Annotated in this window: 20 protein-coding genes; 16 read left to right on the forward strand and 4 right to left on the reverse strand. The window is 58.9% G+C overall.

What is annotated here, in order from left to right:
• The first annotated feature begins 15 nt into the window (after positions 1-15).
• The 11 genes from PMI30_RS00660 to PMI30_RS00610 all read left to right on the forward strand — a co-directional run bounded on the left by PMI30_RS00660 (position 16) and on the right by PMI30_RS00610 (position 15,305).
• Positions 16-1,452, forward strand: a complete 1,437-nt coding sequence (locus PMI30_RS00660; RefSeq protein WP_008015096.1) for a sigma-54-dependent transcriptional regulator — start codon at positions 16-18, stop codon at positions 1,450-1,452.
• A gap of 709 nt (positions 1,453-2,161) precedes the next feature.
• Entirely contained in the window at positions 2,162-3,562 is a 1,401-nt protein-coding gene (locus PMI30_RS00655) for a polynucleotide adenylyltransferase PcnB (protein WP_008068509.1), read from the forward strand.
• A gap of 3 nt (positions 3,563-3,565) precedes the next feature.
• Positions 3,566-4,051, forward strand: a complete 486-nt coding sequence (folK, locus tag PMI30_RS00650; RefSeq protein ID WP_008015098.1) for a 2-amino-4-hydroxy-6-hydroxymethyldihydropteridine diphosphokinase — start codon at positions 3,566-3,568, stop codon at positions 4,049-4,051.
• 381 nt (positions 4,052-4,432) lie between these two features.
• A complete protein-coding gene (gene panB / locus PMI30_RS00645; protein ID WP_008015100.1) occupies positions 4,433-5,233 on the forward strand; it encodes a 3-methyl-2-oxobutanoate hydroxymethyltransferase in 801 nt (266 codons plus the stop codon).
• Positions 5,230-6,090: a pantoate--beta-alanine ligase gene (panC, locus tag PMI30_RS00640; RefSeq protein WP_008015101.1), complete on the forward strand. Its 861-nt coding sequence runs from the start codon at positions 5,230-5,232 to the stop codon at positions 6,088-6,090. Before panB ends, panC begins: the two co-directional genes overlap by 4 nt.
• 243 nt (positions 6,091-6,333) lie before the next feature.
• Positions 6,334-6,714 carry an aspartate 1-decarboxylase gene (gene panD / locus PMI30_RS00635; protein WP_008015102.1) on the forward strand — a complete coding sequence of 127 codons (381 nt, stop codon included), beginning with the start codon at positions 6,334-6,336 and terminating at the stop codon, positions 6,712-6,714.
• A gap of 231 nt (positions 6,715-6,945) precedes the next feature.
• Entirely contained in the window at positions 6,946-8,610 is a 1,665-nt protein-coding gene (pgi, locus tag PMI30_RS00630; protein WP_008015103.1) for a glucose-6-phosphate isomerase, read from the forward strand.
• 233 nt (positions 8,611-8,843) lie between these two features.
• Positions 8,844-10,781, forward strand: coding sequence for an acetate--CoA ligase (gene acs, locus PMI30_RS00625; RefSeq protein WP_008015106.1), 1,938 nt, complete (start codon positions 8,844-8,846; stop codon positions 10,779-10,781).
• 162 nt (positions 10,782-10,943) lie between these two features.
• A complete protein-coding gene (locus PMI30_RS00620) occupies positions 10,944-11,960 on the forward strand; it encodes a class I SAM-dependent rRNA methyltransferase (RefSeq protein WP_008015108.1) in 1,017 nt (338 codons plus the stop codon).
• A gap of 61 nt (positions 11,961-12,021) precedes the next feature.
• A complete protein-coding gene (locus tag PMI30_RS00615; protein WP_008015111.1) occupies positions 12,022-15,009 on the forward strand; it encodes a DUF748 domain-containing protein in 2,988 nt (995 codons plus the stop codon).
• The gene (locus PMI30_RS00610; protein WP_008015113.1) at positions 15,009-15,305 is read left to right on the forward strand and encodes a DUF2845 domain-containing protein; all 297 of its coding nucleotides are present in this window, start codon (positions 15,009-15,011) and stop codon (positions 15,303-15,305) included. The genes PMI30_RS00615 and PMI30_RS00610 overlap by 1 nt, the downstream gene beginning before the upstream one ends.
• 272 nt (positions 15,306-15,577) lie before the next feature.
• On the opposite strand, the gene PMI30_RS00605 is transcribed toward PMI30_RS00610, so the two are convergent.
• Both PMI30_RS00605 and PMI30_RS00600 read right to left on the reverse strand, forming a co-directional pair.
• Positions 15,578-15,934, reverse strand: a complete 357-nt coding sequence (locus PMI30_RS00605) for a BON domain-containing protein (protein ID WP_007901973.1) — start codon at positions 15,932-15,934, stop codon at positions 15,578-15,580.
• Positions 15,935-16,254: 320 nt separating this feature from the next.
• Positions 16,255-16,668, reverse strand: a complete 414-nt coding sequence (locus PMI30_RS00600; RefSeq protein WP_008015115.1) for a pilin — start codon at positions 16,666-16,668, stop codon at positions 16,255-16,257.
• Positions 16,669-16,894: 226 nt separating this feature from the next.
• Between PMI30_RS00600 and pilB the strand changes: the two genes are divergently transcribed.
• Genes pilB through yacG form a run of 5 tightly spaced genes read left to right on the forward strand, consistent with a single transcriptional unit; the run spans position 16,895 to position 21,506 of the window.
• Positions 16,895-18,595, forward strand: coding sequence for a type IV-A pilus assembly ATPase PilB (gene pilB, locus PMI30_RS00595; protein WP_008015117.1), 1,701 nt, complete (start codon positions 16,895-16,897; stop codon positions 18,593-18,595).
• Between the two features lie 2 nt (positions 18,596-18,597).
• Positions 18,598-19,815, forward strand: a complete 1,218-nt coding sequence (locus tag PMI30_RS00590) for a type II secretion system F family protein (protein ID WP_008015119.1) — start codon at positions 18,598-18,600, stop codon at positions 19,813-19,815.
• A gap of 1 nt (position 19,816) precedes the next feature.
• Entirely contained in the window at positions 19,817-20,689 is an 873-nt protein-coding gene (locus tag PMI30_RS00585; protein WP_008015120.1) for a prepilin peptidase, read from the forward strand.
• The gene (gene coaE / locus PMI30_RS00580) at positions 20,686-21,309 is read left to right on the forward strand and encodes a dephospho-CoA kinase (protein WP_008015123.1); all 624 of its coding nucleotides are present in this window, start codon (positions 20,686-20,688) and stop codon (positions 21,307-21,309) included. Before PMI30_RS00585 ends, coaE begins: the two co-directional genes overlap by 4 nt.
• Positions 21,306-21,506 (forward strand): DNA gyrase inhibitor YacG, encoded by a 201-nt coding sequence (gene yacG, locus PMI30_RS00575; protein WP_008015124.1) that lies wholly within the window; start codon positions 21,306-21,308, stop codon positions 21,504-21,506. Before coaE ends, yacG begins: the two co-directional genes overlap by 4 nt.
• Positions 21,507-21,515: 9 nt before the next feature.
• Here the strand turns inward: yacG and PMI30_RS00570 are convergent, their stop codons facing one another.
• Together PMI30_RS00570 and PMI30_RS00565 are read right to left on the reverse strand one after the other, a co-directional pair.
• Positions 21,516-21,731 (reverse strand): hypothetical protein, encoded by a 216-nt coding sequence (locus PMI30_RS00570; protein ID WP_008015127.1) that lies wholly within the window; start codon positions 21,729-21,731, stop codon positions 21,516-21,518.
• Positions 21,732-21,794: 63 nt separating this feature from the next.
• Positions 21,795-22,484 carry an energy-coupling factor ABC transporter permease gene (locus PMI30_RS00565; protein ID WP_008015129.1) on the reverse strand — a complete coding sequence of 230 codons (690 nt, stop codon included), beginning with the start codon at positions 22,482-22,484 and terminating at the stop codon, positions 21,795-21,797.
• Positions 22,485-22,768 lie beyond the last annotated feature (284 nt).

Below are 22,768 nucleotides of genomic sequence, written 5' to 3' on the forward strand. Positions count from 1 at the left end.
GAGAGTATCGAATCAATGCCGCACATTTTGATCGTCGAAGACGAAACAATTATCCGCTCCGCCTTGCGCCGTCTGCTGGAACGTAACCAGTACCAGGTCAGCGAAGCCGGATCCGTGCAGGAAGCACAAGAGCGTTTCAGCATCCCCACATTTGACCTGATCGTCAGCGACCTGCGTCTGCCGGGCGCGCCTGGTACCGAGTTGATCAAACTTGGCCAGGGCACTCCGGTGCTGATCATGACCAGTTACGCCAGCCTGCGTTCGGCCGTCGACTCCATGAAGATGGGCGCGGTGGATTACATCGCCAAGCCTTTCGATCACGACGAAATGCTCCAGGCCGTCGCGCGAATCCTGCGTGACCGGCAATCGGCGCAAGCCAGCGGTGAACCGGTCGTCGGCAAAACGAGCAATGGCGCCGCGAAAAACGGTGTCGACAACAGCAACGGCGAAATCGGCATTATCGGCTCCTGCCCTCCGATGCAGGACCTGTACAGCAAGATCCGTAAAGTCGCGCCAACCGATTCCAACGTCCTGATCCAGGGTGAATCCGGTACCGGTAAAGAACTGGTAGCACGCGCCCTGCACAACCTGTCCAAACGCGCCAAGGCGCCGATGATTTCGGTGAACTGCGCGGCCATTCCGGAAAGCCTGATCGAGTCCGAATTGTTCGGCCACGAAAAAGGCGCGTTTACCGGCGCCAGTGCCGGGCGTGCCGGGTTGGTGGAAGCAGCGGACGGCGGCACCTTGTTCCTCGATGAAATCGGTGAACTGCCACTGGAAGCTCAGGCCCGCCTGCTGCGTGTGTTGCAGGAAGGGGAAATCCGCCGGGTCGGCTCGGTGCAGTCGCAGAAGGTTGATGTACGCCTGATCGCCGCGACCCACCGGGACCTCAAGAGCCTGGCGAAAATTGGCCAGTTCCGTGAAGACTTGTACTACCGCCTTCACGTGATCGCCTTGAAGCTGCCGGCCCTGCGCGAGCGCGGCGCCGACGTCAACGAAATTGCCACTGCATTCCTCGCGCGGCAGAGCGCACGGGTCAACCGCACCGATCTGAAATTCGCCCTGGATGCCGAACAGGCCATTCGGCATTACTCCTGGCCGGGTAACGTTCGCGAATTGGAAAACGCGGTCGAACGTGCGGTGATTCTGTGCGAGAGCCCGGAAATTTCTGCCGAGCTGCTGGGCATCGACATCGAACTGAGTGATCTGGATGACGATGACTTCATCGGTCTGGCGCCCCAGCAGGGCAACGGCGCCGGTAACACCAGCCACGAACCGACCGAAGATTTGTCCCTGGAAGACTACTTCCAGCATTTCGTTCTCGAGCATCAGGACCACATGACCGAAACCGAGTTGGCCCGCAAACTCGGGGTCAGTCGCAAATGCCTGTGGGAGCGCCGTCAGCGCCTGGGCATTCCGCGGCGCAAGACCGGGGTGGCCAGCGAGAGCTGAACCGCACCTGTCGGATGTGCGGGTAACACATGACATTGTGAAAAAACTGTTACCTCAGCTTTTTCGCGTAACAGAAGCCGGGGCTTACGGTAACGAAGCCCCGGTTTTTTTGGGCCTCGAAAAACACCATCAGCCCGCCTAACCCCTTGTTTTACTGGGCTTCACAAAAGTTGGCACGCACCCTGCTATATGTTCAGTACAAGAACAATAACAAGCAATGTACAAGACAATAAAAATAAGACGAATCGACTCACGCACAATAAAAACAAGACGGCGAGAGGCGTAGCTAACTGATTCTTTTGGAGAGGCGTTGCATTTGGGGCTTGCCCCACGACCAGGCCGAGAATAATAAAAAACTGTCCCAAGACAGTGCCTGAACTGGTTGGATCGAACGATCACAGCAACACAGCGACCAAAGCAATCCGTTTGCTCTTGGCTCCCGATTGGGAGGGTCATGAAGGAAAACTTCATGGCGAGGGCACTCAACAAAAACAAGAAGCCCGAAACCAATAATAAAAATAGAGCATGCAACTACTTCTTGGGGAGCTTCGGCTCCCCTTGTGGTTTCTGGCGTTTGCCCCTACTGCCGACATCCCCTTCACACGCTTGCGCAGCTTCCTACACCATCCCCCGACTAAATGCTAGAATCCCCGCCCATCATGCGGTCATTCTTCGTTATGGCCGAACATTCCTTCAAACAGTGCATCCCATGCTGAAGAAGTTGTTCCAGTCATTCCGTTCTCCCAAGCGTCATACGCAACACATTCGCAGTACGCCTGAAGTGCTCAACAGCGGCCAACATTCGCTGCAAAAGGCACAATTCAGCCGTTACGCGGTGAATATCGTCGAACGCCTGCAGAACGCCGGTTACCAGGCTTACCTGGTCGGCGGCTGTGTGCGTGACATGCTGCTCGGCATCACGCCGAAAGATTTCGACGTCGCCACCAGCGCCACGCCTGAACAGGTACGCGCCGAATTCCGCAACGCGCGGATCATCGGTCGGCGTTTCAAACTGGTGCATATCCACTTTGGCCGCGAAATCATTGAAGTCGCGACCTTCCGCGCCAATCACCCGCAAAACGACGAGGACGAAGACAGCAACCAATCGTCTCGTAATGAAAGCGGGCGCATTTTGCGCGACAACGTCTACGGCACTCTGGAAGAAGACGCGCAACGCCGCGACTTCACCATCAACGCCTTGTATTACGATCCGGTCAGCGAGCGCATTCTCGACTACGCCAACGGCGTACACGACATCCGCAATCATCTGATCCGCCTGATCGGCGATCCGAAGCAACGCTACCAGGAAGACCCGGTGCGGATGCTGCGGGCCGTGCGTTTCGCCGCCAAGCTGAATTTCGGCATCGAAAAACACAGTGCCACGCCGATCCGCGAACTGGCGCCGTTGCTGCGCGAGATCCCGTCGGCTCGTCTGTTCGAAGAAGTGCTCAAGTTGTTCCTCTCCGGCTATGCCGCGGACACCTTCGAAATGCTCGTCGACCTGCAGTTGTTCGATCCGCTGTTCCCGGCCAGTGCGGCAGCGTTGGAGTACAACCCGACCTACACGCACACGCTGATCAGTGAAGCGCTGATCAACACGGACCTGCGGATCAAGCAGAACAAACCGGTCACCCCGGCGTTCCTGTTTGCCGCCCTGCTCTGGCCTGCCCTGCCGGCCCGTGTGTTGCGCCTGCAAGAACGCGGCATGCCGCCGATTCCGGCAATGCAGGAAGCTGCTCACGAGTTGATCGCCGAACAGTGCCAGCGCATCGCCATTCCGAAACGCTTCACCATGCCGATCCGCGAGATCTGGGACATGCAGGAGCGTCTGCCACGGCGCAGCGGCAAACGCGCCGACCTGTTACTGGACAACCCGCGGTTCCGCGCCGGTTACGACTTCCTGCTGCTGCGTGAAAGCGCCGGTGAACAGACTGATGGCCTGGGCGAATGGTGGACCGATTATCAGGACGCCAACGACAGCGAACGCCGGGACATGATCCGCGACCTCAGCGGCAAGGACGACGGTACCGGTGCTCCGCGCAAACGTCGCCGTAGCGGCGGCGCCAAGCGCAAGCGCGCTGCCGGCGCACCGAGCGCTACAGGCGAATAAGCCATGGAGCGCATCTACATCGGCATGGGCAGCAATCTGGCTGACCCCGCCGAACAGTTGCGCAGTGCTGTCACAGCGCTGGCGCAATTGCCGCAAACCGAACTGGTCGGGGTTTCCGGGTTTTATCAAAGCGACTCGCTGCTGCCCGGTCAACCGCGTTACACCAACGCGGTCGCCGCACTCGACAGCCACCTGGCGCCGCTGGACCTGCTGGATGCGCTGCAAGCCATCGAGAACGGCCAAGGCCGCGAGCGCCTTGAACGCTGGGGTCCGCGCACGCTGGACCTGGACATCGTGCTGTTTGGCGATCGGTTGATCAACGAGCCTCGCCTCAAGGTGCCTCATTACCACATGCAAGAACGAGCCTTCGTTCTGTATCCGCTGGCCGAACTGGCACCTGCTGATTTGCGCCTGGCCGACGGCCGCACCCTCACAGAATTACTCGCCGCCTGCCCGTTCGTCGGGTTGGAACGCATTTCTCACGCCTGACAAATATCCCTGTGGGAGCGAGCCTGCTCGCGATGACGGACTGACATTCAACAATGATGTTGACTGAATGACCACTATCGCGAGCAGGCTCGCTCCCACATTGGTTTTTTGTCGGACAAAAAATCTGCAAATCATCCCTGCCACCTGCTGAATCGCATCAGTAACGCCGGTAACACCCCACGCGTAACAACCCGGTAACACACGCAATTGACTTCCCGGGTTCTCCTCACGACTATAGGCGTCCCGCTGCCGCCAACGCGGCGCCAAAGGGCGCAATCCAGGCCTTACAAGCACCACGAAAGAAGGTGCGCCTGTATAAATGACGAATCACGCGCGTTACTCGCAGTAGTTTCCATAGCGCCTGTAATGAGGATTTTTTTCATGCCAGCCATCACCCTGACCACGCTCCAGAGCCTCAAGCAGAAAGGTGAAAAGATCACCATGCTGACCTGCTATGACGCGACCTTCGCCCATGCCTGCAATGAGGCCGGGGTTGAAGTGCTGCTGGTGGGCGACTCCCTCGGCATGGTCTTGCAAGGTCACGACAGCACACTGCCGGTGACCACCGCTGAAATGGCCTACCACGTGGCAGCCGTCAAACGCGGCAACACCGATGCCCTGATCCTCGCCGACCTGCCTTTCATGGCCTACGCCACCATTGAACAAACCATGACCAACAGCGCTCTGTTAATGCAGGCCGGTGCACACATGGTCAAGGTTGAAGGGGCATTGTGGCTCGCGGACTCGATCCGTCTGCTGGCCGAACGAGGCATCCCGGTGTGCGCGCACATGGGGCTGACGCCGCAATCGGTCAACATCCTCGGCGGCTATAAAGTCCAGGGCCGCAACGAGAACCAGGCGCGGCAAATGCGTGCCGACGCGATTTCCCTGGAACAGGCCGGCGCGGCCATGCTGCTGCTCGAATGCGTGCCCAGCGAACTGGCTGAAGAAATCTCCCAGGCGGTGAAGATCCCGGTGATCGGTATCGGCGCCGGCAGTGGCACCGACGGCCAAGTGCTGGTCCTGCACGATATGCTTGGTTTGTCCATTACCGGTCGAGTGCCCAAATTCGTGAAGAACTTCATGACCGGCCAAACCAGCATTCAAGCCGCCTTGAGCGCTTACGTCACTGAAGTCAAAGCGGTGACTTTCCCTGGCATCGAACACGGATTCTCTGCATGAACACCGTAAAAACCGTACGCGAACTGCGGGCCGCCGTGGCCCGTGCCCGTAGCGAAGGCAAGCGCATCGGCTTTGTGCCGACCATGGGCAACCTGCACAGCGGGCATATCGCGCTGATTACCAAAGCCACCCAACGGGTGGATTTCGTGGTCGCGAGCATTTTCGTCAATCCGCTGCAATTTGGTGCCGGCGAAGACCTCGACAAGTACCCGCGGACCCTGGCCGCCGATCAGGAGAAGCTGCTCCAGGCCGGTTGCCATCTGCTGTTCGCACCAACCGTCGAAGAAATGTACCCCGACGGCATGGCCGGTCAGACCCGCGTCAGTGTTCCGCAACTCTCCGAAGGCCTGTGCGGCGCCAGCCGTCCGGGGCATTTCGAAGGGGTGGCGACCGTGGTCAGCAAGCTGTTCAACATGGTCCAGCCGGACCTGGCGATCTTCGGTCAGAAAGACTTCCAGCAACTGGCGGTGATTCGCGCCCTGGTGCATGACCTGAACATGCCGATCCAGATCATCGGCGAACCCACCGTGCGGGCCGCCGACGGTCTGGCGCTGTCGTCGCGCAATGGTTTCCTCAGCGAAGAACAGCGCGCCGTCGCGCCAGTGGTCTATCGCACCCTGAGCCATATTGCCGATGCAATTAAACAGGGTGAGCGGGATTACCCGACGTTGATCAACGAGCAGATCAAACAGCTTGAAGCCGCTGGCCTGCGTGCGGATTATCTGGAAATTCGCCATGCGCTGACCTTGCGTCCGGCGACGGCCGAAGATCGGGATCTGGTGATTCTGGTAGCGGCGTTCCTGGGCACGACACGGTTGATCGACAACCTGCATCTGAACCTCGACGCGCCCGCCTGAACACCGCAAAACCAATGTGGGAGCAGGCCTGTGGCGAGGGGGCTTGCCCCCGTTTGAGTGCATAGCACTCACAAGATCTTTGGTACATCAGAGATTTTGGGGCTTCTTCGCAGCCCAGCGGGGGCAAGCCCCCTCGCCACAGGCCCGCACACATTAGATCTACGTCGTTTCCAGACTGTATTGCCGCCCACAAAGCCTTCGGGCAAACTGCCCGCCGTTCGATTCCGACCTGGGAAAACACTCATGCACGCCATCATGCTCAAGGCCAAGCTGCATCGCGCCGAAGTCACCCATGCAGTACTCGATTACGAAGGCTCTTGCGCCATCGACGGCGAATGGCTGGACCTGTCCGGCATCCGTGAATACGAACAGATCCAGATCTACAACATCGACAACGGCGAGCGCTTCACCACCTACGCGATTCGTGGTGAAGAAGGTTCGCGCATGATTTCGGTCAACGGTGCCGCGGCGCACAAGGCCAAGGTCGGCGACCGCGTGATCATCTGCGCTTACGCCCACTACAACGAAGCCGAGCTGCTCAACTTCAAGCCGCGCATGCTCTACATGGCGCCGGGTAACGAGTTGAGCCACACCAGTAATGCCATTCCGGTTCAGGTCGCCTGATCGAGCCGACGCCCCTGTCAGCCTTCCGTTTGTCGGACCGCTCCCTGTTTAAATGTTAAAAAAGTACCGGGAGCAGGTCAGACAAAGTCAAGACAGATTGCAGCGCGAGGTTTACTGTATTCGCCCTGCGCCATGAAATCGTGTCGACGCAGTTGACCGGACGCCCACCCACAGCGCTCCGGGATTTTTAGTGTTCAAAAGGCCGTTCAAGTAAAAAGGAAAACCGCAGCGATGGCGTATTACCGCACTCCTCACGACGTTACCGCTCTGCCCGCCTGGCAAGCGCTGAATGACCACCGCCAAGCCATGCAAGATTTCAGCATGCGCGAAGCGTTTAATGCCGATCCGCAGCGCTTTACTCAATTCACCCTTAGCAGCTGCGGCCTGTTTCTCGACTACTCGAAAAACCTGATCAACGCCGAGACCCGCAATCTGCTGGTGGGCCTGGCCAACGAAGTCGACCTCAAAGGCGCGATCAAAGCGCTGTTCGATGGCGAAATCGTCAACTCTTCCGAAGGCCGCCCCGCGCTGCACACCGCACTGCGCCGCCCGGTGGGCGACAAGCTGTCGGTCAACGGCGTCAACGTGATGCCCGATGTACACAAAGTGTTGAACCAGATCACCGACCTCGTGGGCCGTATCCACGATGGTTTGTGGCGCGGTTACACCGAGAAGCCGATCACTGACGTGGTGAATATCGGCATCGGTGGCTCGTTCCTCGGCCCTGAGCTGGTGTCCGAAGCGCTGCTGTCCTACGCCCAGAAAGGCGTGCGCTGTCATTACCTGGCGAACATCGACGGCAGTGAGTTCCACGAACTGACCATGAAGCTGCGCGCCGAGACCACGCTGTTCATCGTCTCGTCGAAATCCTTCAACACCCTCGAAACCCTGAAGAACGCCCAGGCCGCACGCGCCTGGTATCTGGCTCAGGGTGGTTCGGAAGCCGAGCTGTACCGTCACTTCATCGCCGTTTCCAGCAACAATGCTGCTGCGGTGGCGTTCGGTATTCGCGAAGAAAACATCTTCCCGATGTGGGACTGGGTCGGCGGGCGTTACTCGCTGTGGTCGGCTATCGGTCTGCCGATTGCACTGGCCATCGGCATGTCGAACTTCAAGGAGTTGCTGTCCGGTGCCTACACCATGGACCAGCACTTCCAGAGCGCGCCATTCGAACAGAACATGCCGGTGCTGCTGGCGTTGCTCGGCGTCTGGTACGGCAACTTCTGGGGCGCGCAAAGTCACGCGATCCTGCCGTACGACCACTACCTGCGCAACATCACCAAACACTTGCAACAGCTGGATATGGAATCCAACGGCAAGAGCGTGCGCCAAGACGGCACGCCAGTGTCCACCGATACCGGTCCGGTGATCTGGGGCGGCGTAGGTTGCAACGGTCAGCACGCTTACCACCAGTTGCTGCACCAAGGCACCCAGCTGATTCCGGCTGACTTTATCGTGCCGATCGTCAGCTTCAACCCGGTGTCCGACCACCACCAGTGGCTGTACGCCAACTGCCTGTCGCAAAGCCAGGCGCTGATGCTGGGCAAGACCTTGGGCGAGGCCGAAGCCGAACTGCGCGACAAGGGCTTGAGCGAAGAGGAAGTACAAAAAGTCGCGCCGCACAAGGTGATCCCGGGCAACCGTCCGAGCAACACCTTGGTGGTCGAACGCATCAGCCCGCGTCGTCTCGGCGCACTGGTGGCGATGTACGAACACAAAGTCTTCGTGCAAAGCGTGGTCTGGGGCATCAATGCCTTCGACCAGTGGGGCGTGGAACTGGGCAAGGAACTGGGCAAAGGCGTCTACAACCGCCTGGTCGGCAGCGAAGAAACCCCGGCCGACGATGCCTCCACCCAAGGCTTGATCAACTACTTCCGCGGTCGTCACCGCGGGTGATTTGACGCCACACAGCTGCCCTTGTGGGAGCGAGCCTGCTCGCGATAGCGGTCTGCCATTCAAATTGATGTTGAATGTCATGCAGCCATCGCGAGCAGGCTCGCTCCCACATTGGTTTACGGTGGCCACAAATTTTGCGGCCGGCACCTTCCACACCGATCGGCATCTGACTTGAACCCTTTCCCCACTCGGCGCATCTTTATTACTTGTCGTAACAAGAATAAGGAACCGTCATGTTCGATATCAGCACGTTCCCCAAAGCCGATGCCGTCCGCCGGGCTGCACAGTTAAGTCAAGACGACTACCAACGCCTGTACCGCCAATCCATCGAGCACCCCAGTACCTTCTGGGCCGAACAGGCCGCACGCTTTCTCGACTGGAGCGCGCCGTGGCAAACCGTCCAGCGTTATGACCTGAAAACCGGTGAGGCGAGCTGGTTCGCTGGTGGACAGTTAAACGTCAGTTACAACTGCATCGACCGTCACCTGGAAAAACGCGGCGATCAAATCGCGATCATCTGGGAAGGCGATGACCCCGCCGAATCCGCCCGGATCACCTACAAAAAACTCCATCACAATGTCTGCCGACTGGCCAACGTGCTCAAAAGCCGTGGCGTGAAGAAAGGCGACCGCGTGTGCATCTACATGCCGATGATCCCCGAAGCCGCCTACGCCATGCTCGCCTGCGCGCGAATCGGTGCGATTCATTCGGTGGTGTTCGGCGGCTTCTCTCCGGACTCGTTGCGTGACCGGATTCTCGACGCCGATTGCCGCACCGTGATCACTGCCGACGAAGGCGTGCGCGGCGGTAAATTCGTGCCGCTCAAACAGAACGTCGACACCGCGCTGCAAAGCTGTCCCGACGTGAACACCGTGATCGTGGTCGAACGTACCCAAGGCCAGGTTAACTGGGTCGACGATCGGGACATCTGGTACCACCAGGCTTTGCGCGACGTCAGCGACGACTGCCCGCCAGAGCCGATGGACGCCGAAGACCCGCTGTTCATCCTCTACACCTCCGGCAGCACCGGTAAACCCAAAGGCGTGCTGCACACCACCGGCGGCTATCTGTTGCAAGCGGCCATGACCTTCAAGTACGTCCTCGACTATCGCGACGGTGAAGTCTTCTGGTGCACCGCCGATGTCGGTTGGGTCACCGGCCATAGCTACATCGTCTACGGGCCGCTGGCCAACGGGGCGACCACGCTGATCTTCGAAGGTGTGCCGAGCTACCCCAGCACCTCGCGCTTCTGGCAGGTGATCGACAAGCATCACGTGAATATCTTCTACACCGCTCCGACCGCGTTGCGTGCGCTGATGCGTGAAGGCCCCGAGCCGTTGAAGGAAACGTCCCGCGAGAGCCTGCGGTTACTCGGCACCGTCGGTGAGCCGATCAACCCGGAAGCCTGGGAGTGGTATTTCAATACGGTCGGCGAGCAGCGCTGCCCGATTGTCGATACCTGGTGGCAGACCGAAACCGGCGGCATCATGCTCAGCCCGCTGGTCAGCACCCAACGGATCAAACCCGGTTGCGCCACCCAACCGATGTTCGGCGTGCAACCGGTATTGCTCGACGAACACGGCAAGGAAATCAAAGGCGCTGGCAGCGGCATACTGGCCATCAAGTCCAGCTGGCCGGCGCAGATCCGCAGCGTCTACGGCGACCCGAAACGAATGGTCGAAACCTACTTCAAGCCCTACCCCGGCTACTACTTCACCGGCGATGGCGCGCGTCGTGACGAGGACGGCGATTACTGGATCACCGGGCGCATCGACGACGTGATCAACGTCTCCGGGCACCGCATCGGCACGGCCGAAGTGGAAAGCGCGCTGGTGCTTCACGACAGCATCGCCGAGGCCGCCGTGGTCGGTTATCCCCATGATGTCAAAGGCCAGGGCATCTATGCCTTCGTCACGCCCATGAATGGCACCGAACCCAATGACGAACTGAAGAAACAATTGCTCGCGCATGTCAGCAAGGAAATCGGCAGCTTCGCCAAACCGGACTTGATCCAATGGGCTCCGGCCCTGCCGAAAACCCGTTCGGGCAAGATCATGCGAAGAATTCTGCGCAAGATCGCCTGCAACGAACTGGACAGCCTGGGCGACACCTCGACCCTCGCCGACCCGAGCGTGGTGCAAGGGCTGATCGATCAACGCCTGAACCTGTAGGAGCGAGGCTTGCCCGCGAAAGCGGTGTGTCAGGCGACATTAATGTTGACTGTGCCGCCGTCTTCGCGGGCAAGCCTCGCTCCTACAGGTACAGGTACAGGTTCTTCATCGTCCAAGCTGTTAAACTCCCGCGCCCCAATTCCCTCCTGCAAGGCGCCCAGCATGTCTTCCTTGAATCAGGCGCTGTGCGCCGCCCTTGATCGTCGCCAGGATTTGCTCGCCGAGCTGCATCAGCAAGGCACCGATTGCTATCGCCTGTTCCATGGCAGCCAGGAAGGCGCCGGCGGCCTGACCATCGACCGCTACGGCCCGCAACTGTTGGTGCAAAGCTTTCATCAGGCGCTGGAGCGTGACGCCCTGCTGCAACTGCACGAGACCGTCAATCAACAGCTGGGCCTCGACACCCTGCTGGTCTACAACGACCGTTCCCGTGGCAACTCGCGCATCGACCGCGAAGACACCGTCTACCGCGCCGACGAAGCCGCCCTGCAAGATTTGATCGGCCACGAATGGGGACTGAACTACCGGGTTCGCGGGCGCCACGCCGGCCAGGATCCGTTGCTGTTTCTCGACCTGCGCAACGCTCGCGGCTGGGTCAAGGCGCACAGCAAAAACAAAAGTGTGCTGAACCTGTTTGCCTACACCTGTGGCGTCGGCCTCAGCGCGGCGGCGGGTGGTGCGAGCGAGGTGTGCAACCTGGACTTTGCCGAAGGCAATCTGGCGGTCGGCCGCGAGAACGGTCTGCTCAACCCGCAATTGCCGACGATGGAATTCATCCAGTCCGATTATTTCCCGGCGATTCGTCAATTGGCCGGCCTGCCAATCAGTCAGCGTCGCGGCCAGAAACTGCCGAGCTATCAACGTCTGGACCCGCGTCAGTACGATCTGGTATTGCTCGATCCTCCGGCCTGGGCCAAGAGTGCCTTCGGCACGGTCGACCTGTTGCGTGACTACCAGAGCCTGCTCAAACCGGCGCTGCTGACCACCGCCGATGATGGCGTGCTGATCTGCTGCAACAACCTGGCGAAGGTCAGCATGGACGATTGGCGCGAACAGGTTCTGCGCTGCGCAGAGAAGGCCGGGCGCCCGGTGCGTGAGTGGACAGCGCTGACACCGGGTAGTGATTTCCCGTCGATGGACCAGCAGCCACCGCTGAAAACGCTGATCCTGCAGCTCTGAAAATCCACGCCGATGATCAGATAAATCCTGTTAAGCGTGGTTGCTTCGGAACCGCAAACGCATGCCATACTCCAAGGCACTCCGATTCCGACAGATGAAGCCGCACATGCCCAAAGGATTGATTCGCGCTATCGGCGCCTTGTTGACTGCCCTGGCTCTTTATAGCCTGCTGGGGTTTCTGATTTTACCGGGCATCGCGTTGCGGATTGCCAATCAACAATTGGCCAATTACGCCACGACACCCGCGACGATTCAGCGGATCGAACTCAACCCGTTCAGCCTTGAAGTCACCCTTTGGGGCTTGGTCATCGGCGAGCCGGGCAAGGAGCAAGTGGGCTTCGAACGTCTGTACGCCAACCTGCAGATCGACAGTCTTTGGACCAAGGCATTGCACCTGTCCGATATCGAACTGGACAAATCCAAGACTGAAATCCTCTTCAGTAAGGACGGCAAACTCAATCTGCTCGGGCTGTTCAAAATCCCCGCCAGCGAACCGACCCCGGTCGATCCGGACGCCAAACCATTCCCGCTGCGCGTGGAGCGAATCAAACTGGCCAGCGGCTCCTTGCATTTCGAGGATGCACGGCCCAGCGAACCCATCGAATTCCTCTACGACAAACTCGACTTCGAACTGAAAAACCTCAGCACCCTGCCCGAAGACAGCGCCGACATGACGTTGGTGGCCGTCGGCCCGGCAGGTGGACAGATCGACTGGACCGGTAACTTCAGCCTGATCCCGATCGCCTCTGAAGGTAAGCTGAAAATCACCGACGGCAAGATGAAATCCTTTTGGCCTTATGTGCGCGATGCTGTGCCACTCGCACTCGAAGATGGCGTCGTCAGCCTCAGCACCGATTACAAACTCAACCTGGCCAAGGAAACCGAACTGCTGCTGAGCAACGTTGCCGTCAGCATTGCACCCTTTGCCATCAAGACGTCGGACGGTCGACCGCTGGCGAAGCTCGAACGGTTGGACATCAGTGAAACCACCGTGGATCTGGCCAAACAGCAAGTAGTGGTCGGCAAGATCCGCAGCCAGAAACTGGAAACCTGGGCCGCCCTCGAAGCGGATGGGCAACTCGACTGGCAAAAACTGTTCGCCAGTCAGCCGTCCAAAGCGGCCAACAAAGCCAATGCCGAGCCAGCCAGCACACCGGCAGCAGCCGATTCGCCGAAGCCTGAACCGACCGCGCCGAGCAAGCCTTGGCAGGTGCTGCTCAAAGACGTGCAGCTACGCAATTATCAGGTGCACCTGGCCGACCGCAAGGCACAACCGGCGGTGGCGCTGGAGCTGGGTCCGCTGAACCTGGACCTGCAAAATTTCGACAGCCTCAATGGCTCACCTTTCAACCTCAAGCTCGACACCGGCGTGGGCAAGCAAGGCAAGATCACCGCGGACGGCGTGGTCAATCTGGCCCCGATCAGCGCCAAACTGAACGTGCAGACCAAGGACATCGACCTGCGCGTCGCCCAGTCCTACATCAACCCGTTCATTCGTCTCGAACTGCGCAGCGGCATGCTGGGCAGTGATCTGGCGGTCGACCTGAAAAGCACCGAGCCGCTGGCGTTCAGCGTCACAGGCAAAGCCCAGGTCGATCAACTGCATACCCTCGACACCCTGAAAACCCGCGACTTCCTCAAGTGGCAACAGGTGGTGCTCGAAGGCCTGAACTATCAGCATGGCGACAGCTTGTCGATCGACAGGATCAACCTGTTCCAGCCCTATGCACGCTTCATGATCAACGATGACCGCACCACCAACATCGATGACCTGCTGATCCCGCAACCGGCCGATGCCGGCGCAAAAACCGTCGCGGCCAAACCGGCAGCCGGAAAAGAAAAACCGCTGGGCATCCACATTGGCGGCATTGCCATCAATGACGGTTCGGCAAACTTCGCCGACTTCAGCCTGACCCCGAACTTCGCCACAGCCGTTCAACAGCTCAACGGGAAGATCGGCACCATCGACAGCCGACAGGCAAAACCGGCCAGTGTTGACGTCAAAGGCAAGGTCGACCGCTATGCGCCAGTGACCATCAAGGGTTCGGTCAACCCGTTCGACCCGATGGCCAGCCTCGACATCGCCACCAGTTTCAAACGGGTGGAACTGACGACGTTGACGCCCTACTCCGGCAAGTTCGCCGGTTACCGTATCCGCAAGGGCCGGCTCAATCTCGACCTGCATTACAAGATCACCAACGGCCAGCTCCTGGCCGAAAACAAAGTGGTGGTCGAGCAGCTGCAACTGGGTGAAAAGGTCGACAGCCCGGACGCGGTGAGCCTGCCGCTGAAGCTGGCGATTGCCTTGCTCAAGGATGTCGACGGCAAGATTTCCATCGAGCTGCCAGTGAGCGGCGACCTGAACAACCCGCAGTTCAGTGTCATGCCGATTATCTGGCAGACCCTGCGCAACCTGATTGTGAAAGCGGCCGCAGCGCCATTCAAAATGATTGGTGGTCTGGTCAGTGGCGGTGGTTCGGAAGACTTGGGCACCGTGGCATTCGCACCGGGTTCAAGCGACCTGAGCAAAGACGCCGAAGCGGCGCTGGTCAAATTGTCCCAGGCGCTCAAGGAACGTCCGGCCCTGCGCCTGGAAATCGAAGGCACCGCTGCCAAGAGCAGCGATGGCCCGCTGATTGCCGAGCAACGCCTGGAGCGGGAATACCAGTACAACTACTACAAAATGCTCCAGCGTCGCGGTGACAAGGTGCCGGCCCAGGCCTCATTGCTGCAAGTGCCGGACAGCGAGAAAGGCCCGCTGCTCGAAGGGATCTACCGCACACGCCTGAAGACCCAGCCGCCCGCCGAATGGAAGGACTTGGGCAAGGAAGAACGCAGTAAAAAAATGCGTGAAGACGTGATTGGCTTCTGGAGTTCCAGCGAGGTGCTGTTGCGTCAACTGGGGCAAGAACGGGCCAGCAGCATCAAGGATTATCTGGTGGACAAGGGTCAATTGGCCGATGACCGCGTGTACTTCATCGATGCCAGCCTCGGTGAGGCAGAAAGCGATGGCCGCGTTATCACCCCCATGCATCTGGATGCCGAGTGATGGGCGCACGATGGCTTCTGAGCCTGGCGCTGTTACTGGTTGCCGGCCAGGCAGCGGCGGCCGATACCTTGCGTTGCGGCAGTCAATTGATCAGCGTCGGGGACAGGTCCGGCGAAGTGCTGCAAAAATGCGGAGAGCCCGTTGCCCGCGACTTGTTGGGCTACAAACGCAGCGCCAATCGGCGGGAAGAGTTTCAGGTCGAGGAATGGACCTACGGGCCCAACAGCGGGATGTACCAGTACCTGCGCTTTGAAGGCAACCGGTTGGTTCGAATCACCAGCAAGCGTGGGAATTAAACAATCGAGCTTGCCCCACTTCCCTGTAGGAGCCAGGCTTGCCGGCGAACCAGCCGCCTCGGTCCATCAGGGATACCGCGTAATCGTTCTTCGCGGGCAAGCCTCGCTCCTACAAGTGCTGCGTTGCTGCAAATAGAACAGGCCCCGACACGAATGCCGGGGCCTGTAATGGCCACGTCCTTGTGGCCTTCGCATGAACTCTCAAGTAGCGGCAGACGTATGACTCGGCCCGTCTACCGCACCTTCTCCCGGTCCAGGCGAGAAGCCTTGTCTTACTCGGATTTCAGGCCGTCAGCGGACACCGCTTTGACGCCTTTGATTTTCTTGGCGATAGCCACGGCGGTTGTTTTCTGAGCGTCTGTCAGAACGGTCATGGAAGACAGGGAAACAACGCCTTTGTTGGTTTCGACTTTGATGTCGGTGCCTGGGATGCCTTTTTCGGTGACCAGGTCTGCTTTGACTTTGGTTGTGATCCAGGTATCGGAAACATCCTCTTTCGCTTCAGTGACTTCACCGGCGGCCAGCATCATGGGTGCCTGAGTCGCTTGAGTGGTCTGTGCGAATGCAGCGTTGGCCATGGTCAGGGTCAACGCGGTAGCAGTAGCGGCAGCGATAGCGAACTTCTTCATACGAGTAACTCCTGTATTTCTGGAAAGTCTGCTGCGTGTCTTGTCAGCAGGGTTACTAGAGAGAGTGCGAACGCTGTGCCAACTGTCAGATTAAAAATAAACAGATATAAATCAATATGTTAGACAAAACTGTAATTTTCGAAATCATGCAAATTGCATGACTTCGAAATTATCTACATGCAACTTGCGGGTTTTAGCGCAGGCCTAAGGCCATGAATTGTCGGGGGTTTTCGTGATCATCCAAATCGCCCCCAAATGACCAACAAAAAAATGCCCCGCGTCGTGAGAAGCGGGGCATTGTTTATGCCGGGTGATATGGATCAGGTACCGGTGCAGCCTTTAGGTGCGTACTCTTGTAGAGCCGTCGTAGCGCAAGTCCAGCCACCGGCGAGGGTACGCGAAAGCGTAACGGTTTTGCCGAGCACCGGCCCCGGTGCGTTGAGAATCGTGCAACCAATACTGCCCACACCGGTAGAGGCGGTACCTGTCGCTGTAATCGTGCAATTACCCGTGGGGGTCGTCGCGCCGATCCCGGCGGGGGCGGCAATATCGGTGCCTTGATTAATAACGTCTTCGAAAGGCACCTTCAGTGCCGAGATTTCTGCAACCGCAGCGGTGACCTTCGCCCGTGATTGGTATTTCGAATACTGCGGCAACGCAAACGTCGCCAGAATCCCGATGATCGCAACCACGATCAGCAGCTCGATCAGAGTAAAACCATTTTGATTTTTCATAGACAGGCTCCATGCATGAGTCGAAATCTCATGATCTGAACAAGGCACAGCACAGGTCATGCCAAGCCGCGCGCGCCCCTGCCTGCGGGGCGCGAGATCGCGCTAAAGACCTTTCCTGCTCCAAGGATCCGCACTATCTGACACTTTTTGTCACCTAACCCCGGCTGGTTTGGTTCCACTGCTTGACTAGGCTATAAGTCATTAACTGTCTGACGTCGGTATCCCAATGAATGACATTGCCCTTAGCGGTCTGGCCAAGCAATTGGTGCTGGCCGAGCTGATCACTGACCAAAGTGCGCAAGAGGCGTATCAGCAAGCCCAGCGCAATCGAATCTCGCTGGTCAGCTATCTGGTGCAAAACAAACTACTGAAGAGCTGGCAAGTCGCCGAAGTGGCCTCGGAGCACTTCGGTATGGCCTTGCTGGACCTCAATTGCCTGGACAAGGACACCCAACCTCGAGGGCTGGTCAGCGAGAAGCTGATCCGTCAGCATCACGCCCTGCCCCTCTGGCGGCGTGGTAACAAGCTGTTCGTGGGGATTTGCGACCCGACCAATCATCAAGCCATCAACGACATCCAGTTCAGCACCGGGCTGAGCACCGAAGCCATTCTGGTGGAGGAAGACAAGCTCAGCGACGCCATCGAAAAATTCTTCGACAACCACTCCACCGGCCTGGAAGACATGGCCGATGTCGACCTCGACGGGTTGGACATCGAGTCGGTCGATGAGCAGAAACAGGATGCCCTCGTGGGGCAAGATGCCGATGATGCCCCCGTCGTTCGCTTCGTCCACAAGATGCTGCTCGACGCGATCAAGAGCGGTTCTTCCGACTTGCATTTCGAGCCCTATGAAAAAATCTACCGCGTGCGGGTGCGCACCGATGGCATGCTGCGGGAGGTCGCCAGGCCGCCGACACAACTGGCCAACCGCATTGCTTCGCGGCTGAAGGTCATGGCCAGCCTCGACATCTCCGAACGGCGCAAACCCCAGGACGGGCGAATCAAGATGCGCCTGTCCAAAAGCAAGTCCATCGATTTCCGGGTCAACATCCTGCCAACCCTGTGGGGCGAGAAGGTGGTGATCCGGATCCTCGACCCGTCCAGTGCCCAAATGGGCATCGATGCCCTCGGCTACGAACCCGACCAGAAAGAGCTGTACATGGCCGCCCTCAAGCAGCCACAGGGAATGATCCTGGTAACGGGCCCCACCGGCTCGGGCAAGACCGTATCGCTCTATACCGGGCTGAACATCCTCAACACCGTCGACATCAATATTTCCACTGCCGAAGACCCGGTAGAAATCAACATCGAAGGTATCAACCAGGTCAACGTCAATCCCAGGCAAGGACTGGATTTCGCCCAGGCGCTACGCTCGTTTCTGCGTCAGGACCCGGACGTGATCATGGTCGGTGAAATCCGCGATCTCGAAACCGCCGAAATCGCCATCAAGGCTGCCCAGACCGGGCACATGGTGCTTTCCACCCTGCACACCAACAGCGCCGCGCAAACCCTGACCCGCTTGCACAACATGGGGATTCAGGGGTTCAACATCGCGACCTCGGTCAGCCTGATCATCGCCCAGCGCCTGGCGCGCAAACTGTGCAGTCATTGCAAAAAGCCCATCGAGATTCCCCGCGAGGCGCTGATCAAAGAAGGCTTTCCCGAGGAACGCATCGGCTCGTTCACGATCTATGAACCGGTCGGTTGCGATCAGTGCAACAACGGTTACAAAGGGCGAGTAGGGATTTATGAAGTGGTAAAGAACACCCCAGAACTGCAACGGCTGATCATGGCTGAAGGCAATTCACTGGAAATCGACATCCAGATGCGTAAGGACGGCTTCAACGACCTGCGTACTTCGGGCCTGCTCAAGGCCATGCAAGGCATCACCAGCCTTGAAGAAATCAACCGGGTCACGAAGGACTGAACATGGCGGCCAAAGCAGCGAAAATCAGCGTATATGCCTGGGAAGGCACGGACAAGAAGGGCTCAAAAATGACCGGTGAATTGACCGGCCAGAATCCCGCGCTGATCAAGGCCCAGTTGCGCAAGCAAGGGATCAACCCGGGCAAGGTGCGGAAAAAAACCGCGTCCATTTTCAGTGCCGGCAAACGCATCAAGCCCCTGGACATTGCCCTGTTCACCCGGCAGATGGCGACCATGATGAAAGCCGGTGTACCACTGCTGCAATCGTTCGACATTATCGGTGAGGGCTTCGATAACCCGAACATGCGCAAGCTGGTGGACGAGGTGAAACAGGAAGTCGCGGCCGGCAACAGCTTCGCCGCAGCCCTGCGCAAAAAGCCCCAATATTTCGATGAGCTGTACTGCAACCTGGTGGATGCCGGCGAACAGGCCGGCGCCCTGGATACCCTGCTGGAACGGGTGGCGACCTACAAGGAAAAGAGCGAAAGCCTCAAGGCCAAGATCAAGAAAGCCATGACCTACCCGCTGGCGGTGGTGTTCGTCGCGATCATTGTGACCGGGATTCTGCTGGTCAAGGTTGTGCCGCAATTCGAGTCGGTGTTCTCGGGGTTTGGCGCCGAGCTGCCGGCCTTCACCGTGATGGTCATCGGCTTGTCGGAATTCATGCAGGCCTGGTGGTGGATGATGCTCGGCATGCTGGGTGGGGCGATCTTCGGCGTACGTCACGCCTTTAAAAAGTCCCCGGGTTTCCGGGACCGGATGGACACCTGGCTGCTGAAACTGCCGTTGGTTGGCGCGCTCATGTACAAGTCCGCCGTGGCCCGTTATGCCCGCACCTTGTCGACGACGTTTGCCGCCGGGGTGCCACTGGTCGAAGCCCTGGATTCAGTGGCGGGCGCGACCGGCAACATCGTGTTCAAGCGAGCGGTATTACGCATCAAGCAGGATGTTTCCACCGGCATGCAGCTGAATTTTGCCATGCGTACCTCCGGCATCTTTCCGAACATGGCGATCCAGATGACGGCCATCGGCGAAGAGTCTGGCGCTCTGGACGACATGCTCGACAAGGTCGCGAGCTTCTATGAGGACGAGGTCGATAACATGGTCGATAACCTGACCAGTCTGATGGAGCCTTTCATCATGGTGGTGCTGGGGGTTATCGTCGGTGGCCTGGTGGTTGCGATGTACCTGCCCATCTTCCAACTCGGCTCAGCGATCTGATATGTCCTTGAACGAATTTTTGAGTCTCAACCCGCTGGCCTTCACGATCACCGCATGGGTGATCGGCTTGGTTATCGGCAGTTTTCTCAACGTGGTGGTCTGGCGCCTGCCGAAAATGCTTGAGCGTGAATGGCGCCTGCAGGCCCATGACGTACTGGATTTGCCACCCGAAGCCCCTGGCCCGGCTTACAACCTGATACTGCCTCACTCCGAGTGCCCCGACTGTGGCCATCGGATTCGAGCGTGGGAAAACATTCCCGTGCTCAGTTATCTGTTTTTACGTGGGCGATGCTCGAACTGCGCGACGCCGATCAGCAAACGTTACCCGCTGACCGAACTGGCCTGCGGCGTGCTGTCGGCGTTCGTCGCCTGGCATTTCGGTTTCGGCTGGCAAGCCTGCATGGTGCTGGTCCTGAGCTGGGGCCTGTTGGCGATGAGCCTGATCGACGCCGAACACCAGCTGTTGCCGGACGTGCTGGTGCTGCCGTTGATATGGCTGGGATTGATCGTCAACAGTTTCGGGCTTTTCGTCTCATTGCATGACGCGCTTTGGGGCGCGGTGGCCGGCTATATGGCGCTGTGGACGGTGTTCTGGCTGTTCAAGCTGATCACCGGCAAGGACGGCATCGGCTACGGTGACTTCAAGCTCTTGGCGATGCTCGGCGCCTGGGGCGGCTGGCAGATCCTGCCGCTGACCATCCTGCTGTCATCGCTGCTGGGCGCCGTCATCGGGGTGATTTTGCTGCGCCTGCGGGATGCGCAAACCTCGACTCCGCTGCCCTTTGGCCCCTATCTGGCTATTGCCGGCTGGATTGCCTTGCTCTGGGGTGGTCAAATAACCGGCTTCTATTGGCTGTTTGTCGGTTTGAAATGAATACCCCTGTGGAAAAACCCTGGATTCTCGGCCTGACTGGCGGCATCGGCAGCGGCAAAAGCGCGGCAGCCCAGCACTTCATCGATCTGGGCGTGCACGTGGTAGACGCCGATCATGCGGCGCGCTGGGTGGTCGAACCCGGTCGCCCGGCACTCGCGAAGATCGCCGAGCACTTTGGCCCCGGCGTGCTGCAAGCCGACGGCCAACTGGATCGTGCGGCGCTGCGCAAGCTGATCTTCGAAGTGCCGGATGAACGCCGCTGGCTCGAAGCACTGCTGCATCCGCTGATCGCCGAAGAAATCGTCCACCATCTGGCCAAGGCACAATCGTCTTACGCGATTCTGGTTTCGCCGCTGCTGATCGAGTCCGGGCAGTACGCCATGACCCAACGGGTCCTGGTGATCGATGCCCCGGAACAGTTACAGATCGAACGCACCCTGCAGCGTGACCAGACCAGCGAACAGCAGGTCCAGGCGATCCTCAAGGCCCAGTCCAGCCGACAGGACCGCGTGAACCATGCCGACGATGTGGTGGTCAACGACCGCGACCTCGCCTGGCTGCACAGCGAGGTCGAACGCCTGCATCACTTTTACCTTACTTTGCGTGGAGGCCAGTCATGAGCCAAACCCCAACCGTCGATTGCCCAACCTGCGGCGCCCCTGTCGAATGGAGCCCCGAAAGCAAGTTCCGGCCATTCTGTTCGGACCGTTGCAAATTGATCGACCTGGGCGCCTGGGCGTCGGAAGAACACAAGATCCCGGTGCCTCCCGATGCCGAGGACGAGATGTTCAGCGGCGACTTCGACCCGCGCCACTGATCCCGCCCCTCAGGGCCGCATAAAGCCATAGTCCTGGCCCTCGTCGAGGTTCTCGGCGAGAAACCGCAACTCATCGGCCAGGTCTTCGACATTGCGTACCGCCTTGCTCTGCTGCACCACCGCACTGAGCAAGGCGCGCAGGCTCAATCCCGGATCGAAGCCCACCTCTTGCGCCACATCCAGACTCTGACGCAGCTCCTGCCTGGCCCATTCGTAGACACTCATTTCCATACTCCTGAAGGTTTTCCAGAGCATGGATTCGGCAACGTTTTTTGGATTTGATGTGGATCAAGATTTGGGATCGTCGTCCTTCCAGGGCGCTGAAAGGTAGCGGGTGCGATTGAACGTCTCCAGCCATTCGGGGCAGAACACCACCAATGCGCTGACCACCATGCCGTTGATAAACGCTTCGGGGAAGATGAGCAACCACAGATAGCCGACAAAATCTTCCAGCCAATACGGCATGGCGAAACGTTCGTCGTACCACAGCAGCGTGAGCGCCAGAATCAGGCACAACAGGGCCGACAACGCAGCGGCAAAAAAACCGGAACAGAAGATGTACACAAAGGGATTACGCGGCTGCGCGCGTTCGACCAGGATGGCGCAGCACTCGGTGACCAGCACCGGCAGCAGAATCAGCAACGCGCCGTTGACCCCCATGGCCGCCATGTCCTGCCGACCGAGCAGCACCAATCCCGCTTGCGCGACCAACCCGCCGACAATCGCCAACGGCCAATCCAGCAGTAACGTCACCGCGGTCATACCGATGAAGTGATAGGACACGCCGGTGTCGAAGTCCCGTCGTACCAGCCAGAGCATGAACAGCGCGAACACCGTGCCGAACAATAGATGCTGGCGGCGGCTATCGCTGAACAGTTCGACCCAGGGGGCTCGTGCAATGGCCCAGATCAGCACCGGTGCATAGATCAGCCACCCCACCGTCAGGGTTTCGGATGACAGTAACTCGGCACCGATCATGGCTGGGCACACTCCCTTGTCTTGCCGAAAGAGGACAGGGCCTCAGTCTACACCGCCCTTCGTATGCCCTTCGACTTCAGGTCGGCACACACGCGGCATTCTACGATTGGGGTACATATCCGTTTTTGCGGTAACGGCTGCTGGCGGTTTCGCTCTTACAGCGAGTCCCTTTTCCAAACGCCGAAAAGGAACCAAAAGGCTTTGCCCCTCCATTCGGTGCCTCGCTCAGGCTCGGCATGCCCTCACTCCGGCATTACTCCGGGGGCCCGCCGCCATCGGCCATC

The organism is Pseudomonas sp. GM50 (assembly GCF_000282375.1).
In the GTDB taxonomy this organism is placed as follows: domain Bacteria; phylum Pseudomonadota; class Gammaproteobacteria; order Pseudomonadales; family Pseudomonadaceae; genus Aquipseudomonas.

Excerpts from the sequence above, each read along its gene's own strand:
- PMI30_RS00660 (WP_008015096.1), top strand. The coding sequence starts at position 16 with ATGCCGCACATTTTGATCGTCGAAGACGAAACAATTATCCGCTCCGCC.
- PMI30_RS00655 (WP_008068509.1), top strand. The coding sequence starts at position 2,162 with ATGCTGAAGAAGTTGTTCCAGTCATTCCGTTCTCCCAAGCGTCATACG.
- folK (WP_008015098.1), top strand. The coding sequence starts at position 3,566 with ATGGAGCGCATCTACATCGGCATGGGCAGCAATCTGGCTGACCCCGCC.
- panB (WP_008015100.1), top strand. The coding sequence starts at position 4,433 with ATGCCAGCCATCACCCTGACCACGCTCCAGAGCCTCAAGCAGAAAGGT.
- panC (WP_008015101.1), top strand. The coding sequence starts at position 5,230 with ATGAACACCGTAAAAACCGTACGCGAACTGCGGGCCGCCGTGGCCCGT.
- panD (WP_008015102.1), top strand. The coding sequence starts at position 6,334 with ATGCACGCCATCATGCTCAAGGCCAAGCTGCATCGCGCCGAAGTCACC.
- pgi (WP_008015103.1), top strand. The coding sequence starts at position 6,946 with ATGGCGTATTACCGCACTCCTCACGACGTTACCGCTCTGCCCGCCTGG.
- acs (WP_008015106.1), top strand. The coding sequence starts at position 8,844 with ATGTTCGATATCAGCACGTTCCCCAAAGCCGATGCCGTCCGCCGGGCT.
- PMI30_RS00620 (WP_008015108.1), top strand. The coding sequence starts at position 10,944 with ATGTCTTCCTTGAATCAGGCGCTGTGCGCCGCCCTTGATCGTCGCCAG.
- PMI30_RS00615 (WP_008015111.1), top strand. The coding sequence starts at position 12,022 with ATGCCATACTCCAAGGCACTCCGATTCCGACAGATGAAGCCGCACATG.
- PMI30_RS00610 (WP_008015113.1), top strand. The coding sequence starts at position 15,009 with ATGGGCGCACGATGGCTTCTGAGCCTGGCGCTGTTACTGGTTGCCGGC.
- PMI30_RS00605 (WP_007901973.1), bottom strand. The coding sequence starts at position 15,934 with ATGAAGAAGTTCGCTATCGCTGCCGCTACTGCTACCGCGTTGACCCTG.
- PMI30_RS00600 (WP_008015115.1), bottom strand. The coding sequence starts at position 16,668 with ATGAAAAATCAAAATGGTTTTACTCTGATCGAGCTGCTGATCGTGGTT.
- pilB (WP_008015117.1), top strand. The coding sequence starts at position 16,895 with ATGAATGACATTGCCCTTAGCGGTCTGGCCAAGCAATTGGTGCTGGCC.
- PMI30_RS00590 (WP_008015119.1), top strand. The coding sequence starts at position 18,598 with ATGGCGGCCAAAGCAGCGAAAATCAGCGTATATGCCTGGGAAGGCACG.
- PMI30_RS00585 (WP_008015120.1), top strand. The coding sequence starts at position 19,817 with ATGTCCTTGAACGAATTTTTGAGTCTCAACCCGCTGGCCTTCACGATC.
- coaE (WP_008015123.1), top strand. The coding sequence starts at position 20,686 with ATGAATACCCCTGTGGAAAAACCCTGGATTCTCGGCCTGACTGGCGGC.
- yacG (WP_008015124.1), top strand. The coding sequence starts at position 21,306 with ATGAGCCAAACCCCAACCGTCGATTGCCCAACCTGCGGCGCCCCTGTC.
- PMI30_RS00570 (WP_008015127.1), bottom strand. The coding sequence starts at position 21,731 with ATGAGTGTCTACGAATGGGCCAGGCAGGAGCTGCGTCAGAGTCTGGAT.
- PMI30_RS00565 (WP_008015129.1), bottom strand. The coding sequence starts at position 22,484 with ATGATCGGTGCCGAGTTACTGTCATCCGAAACCCTGACGGTGGGGTGG.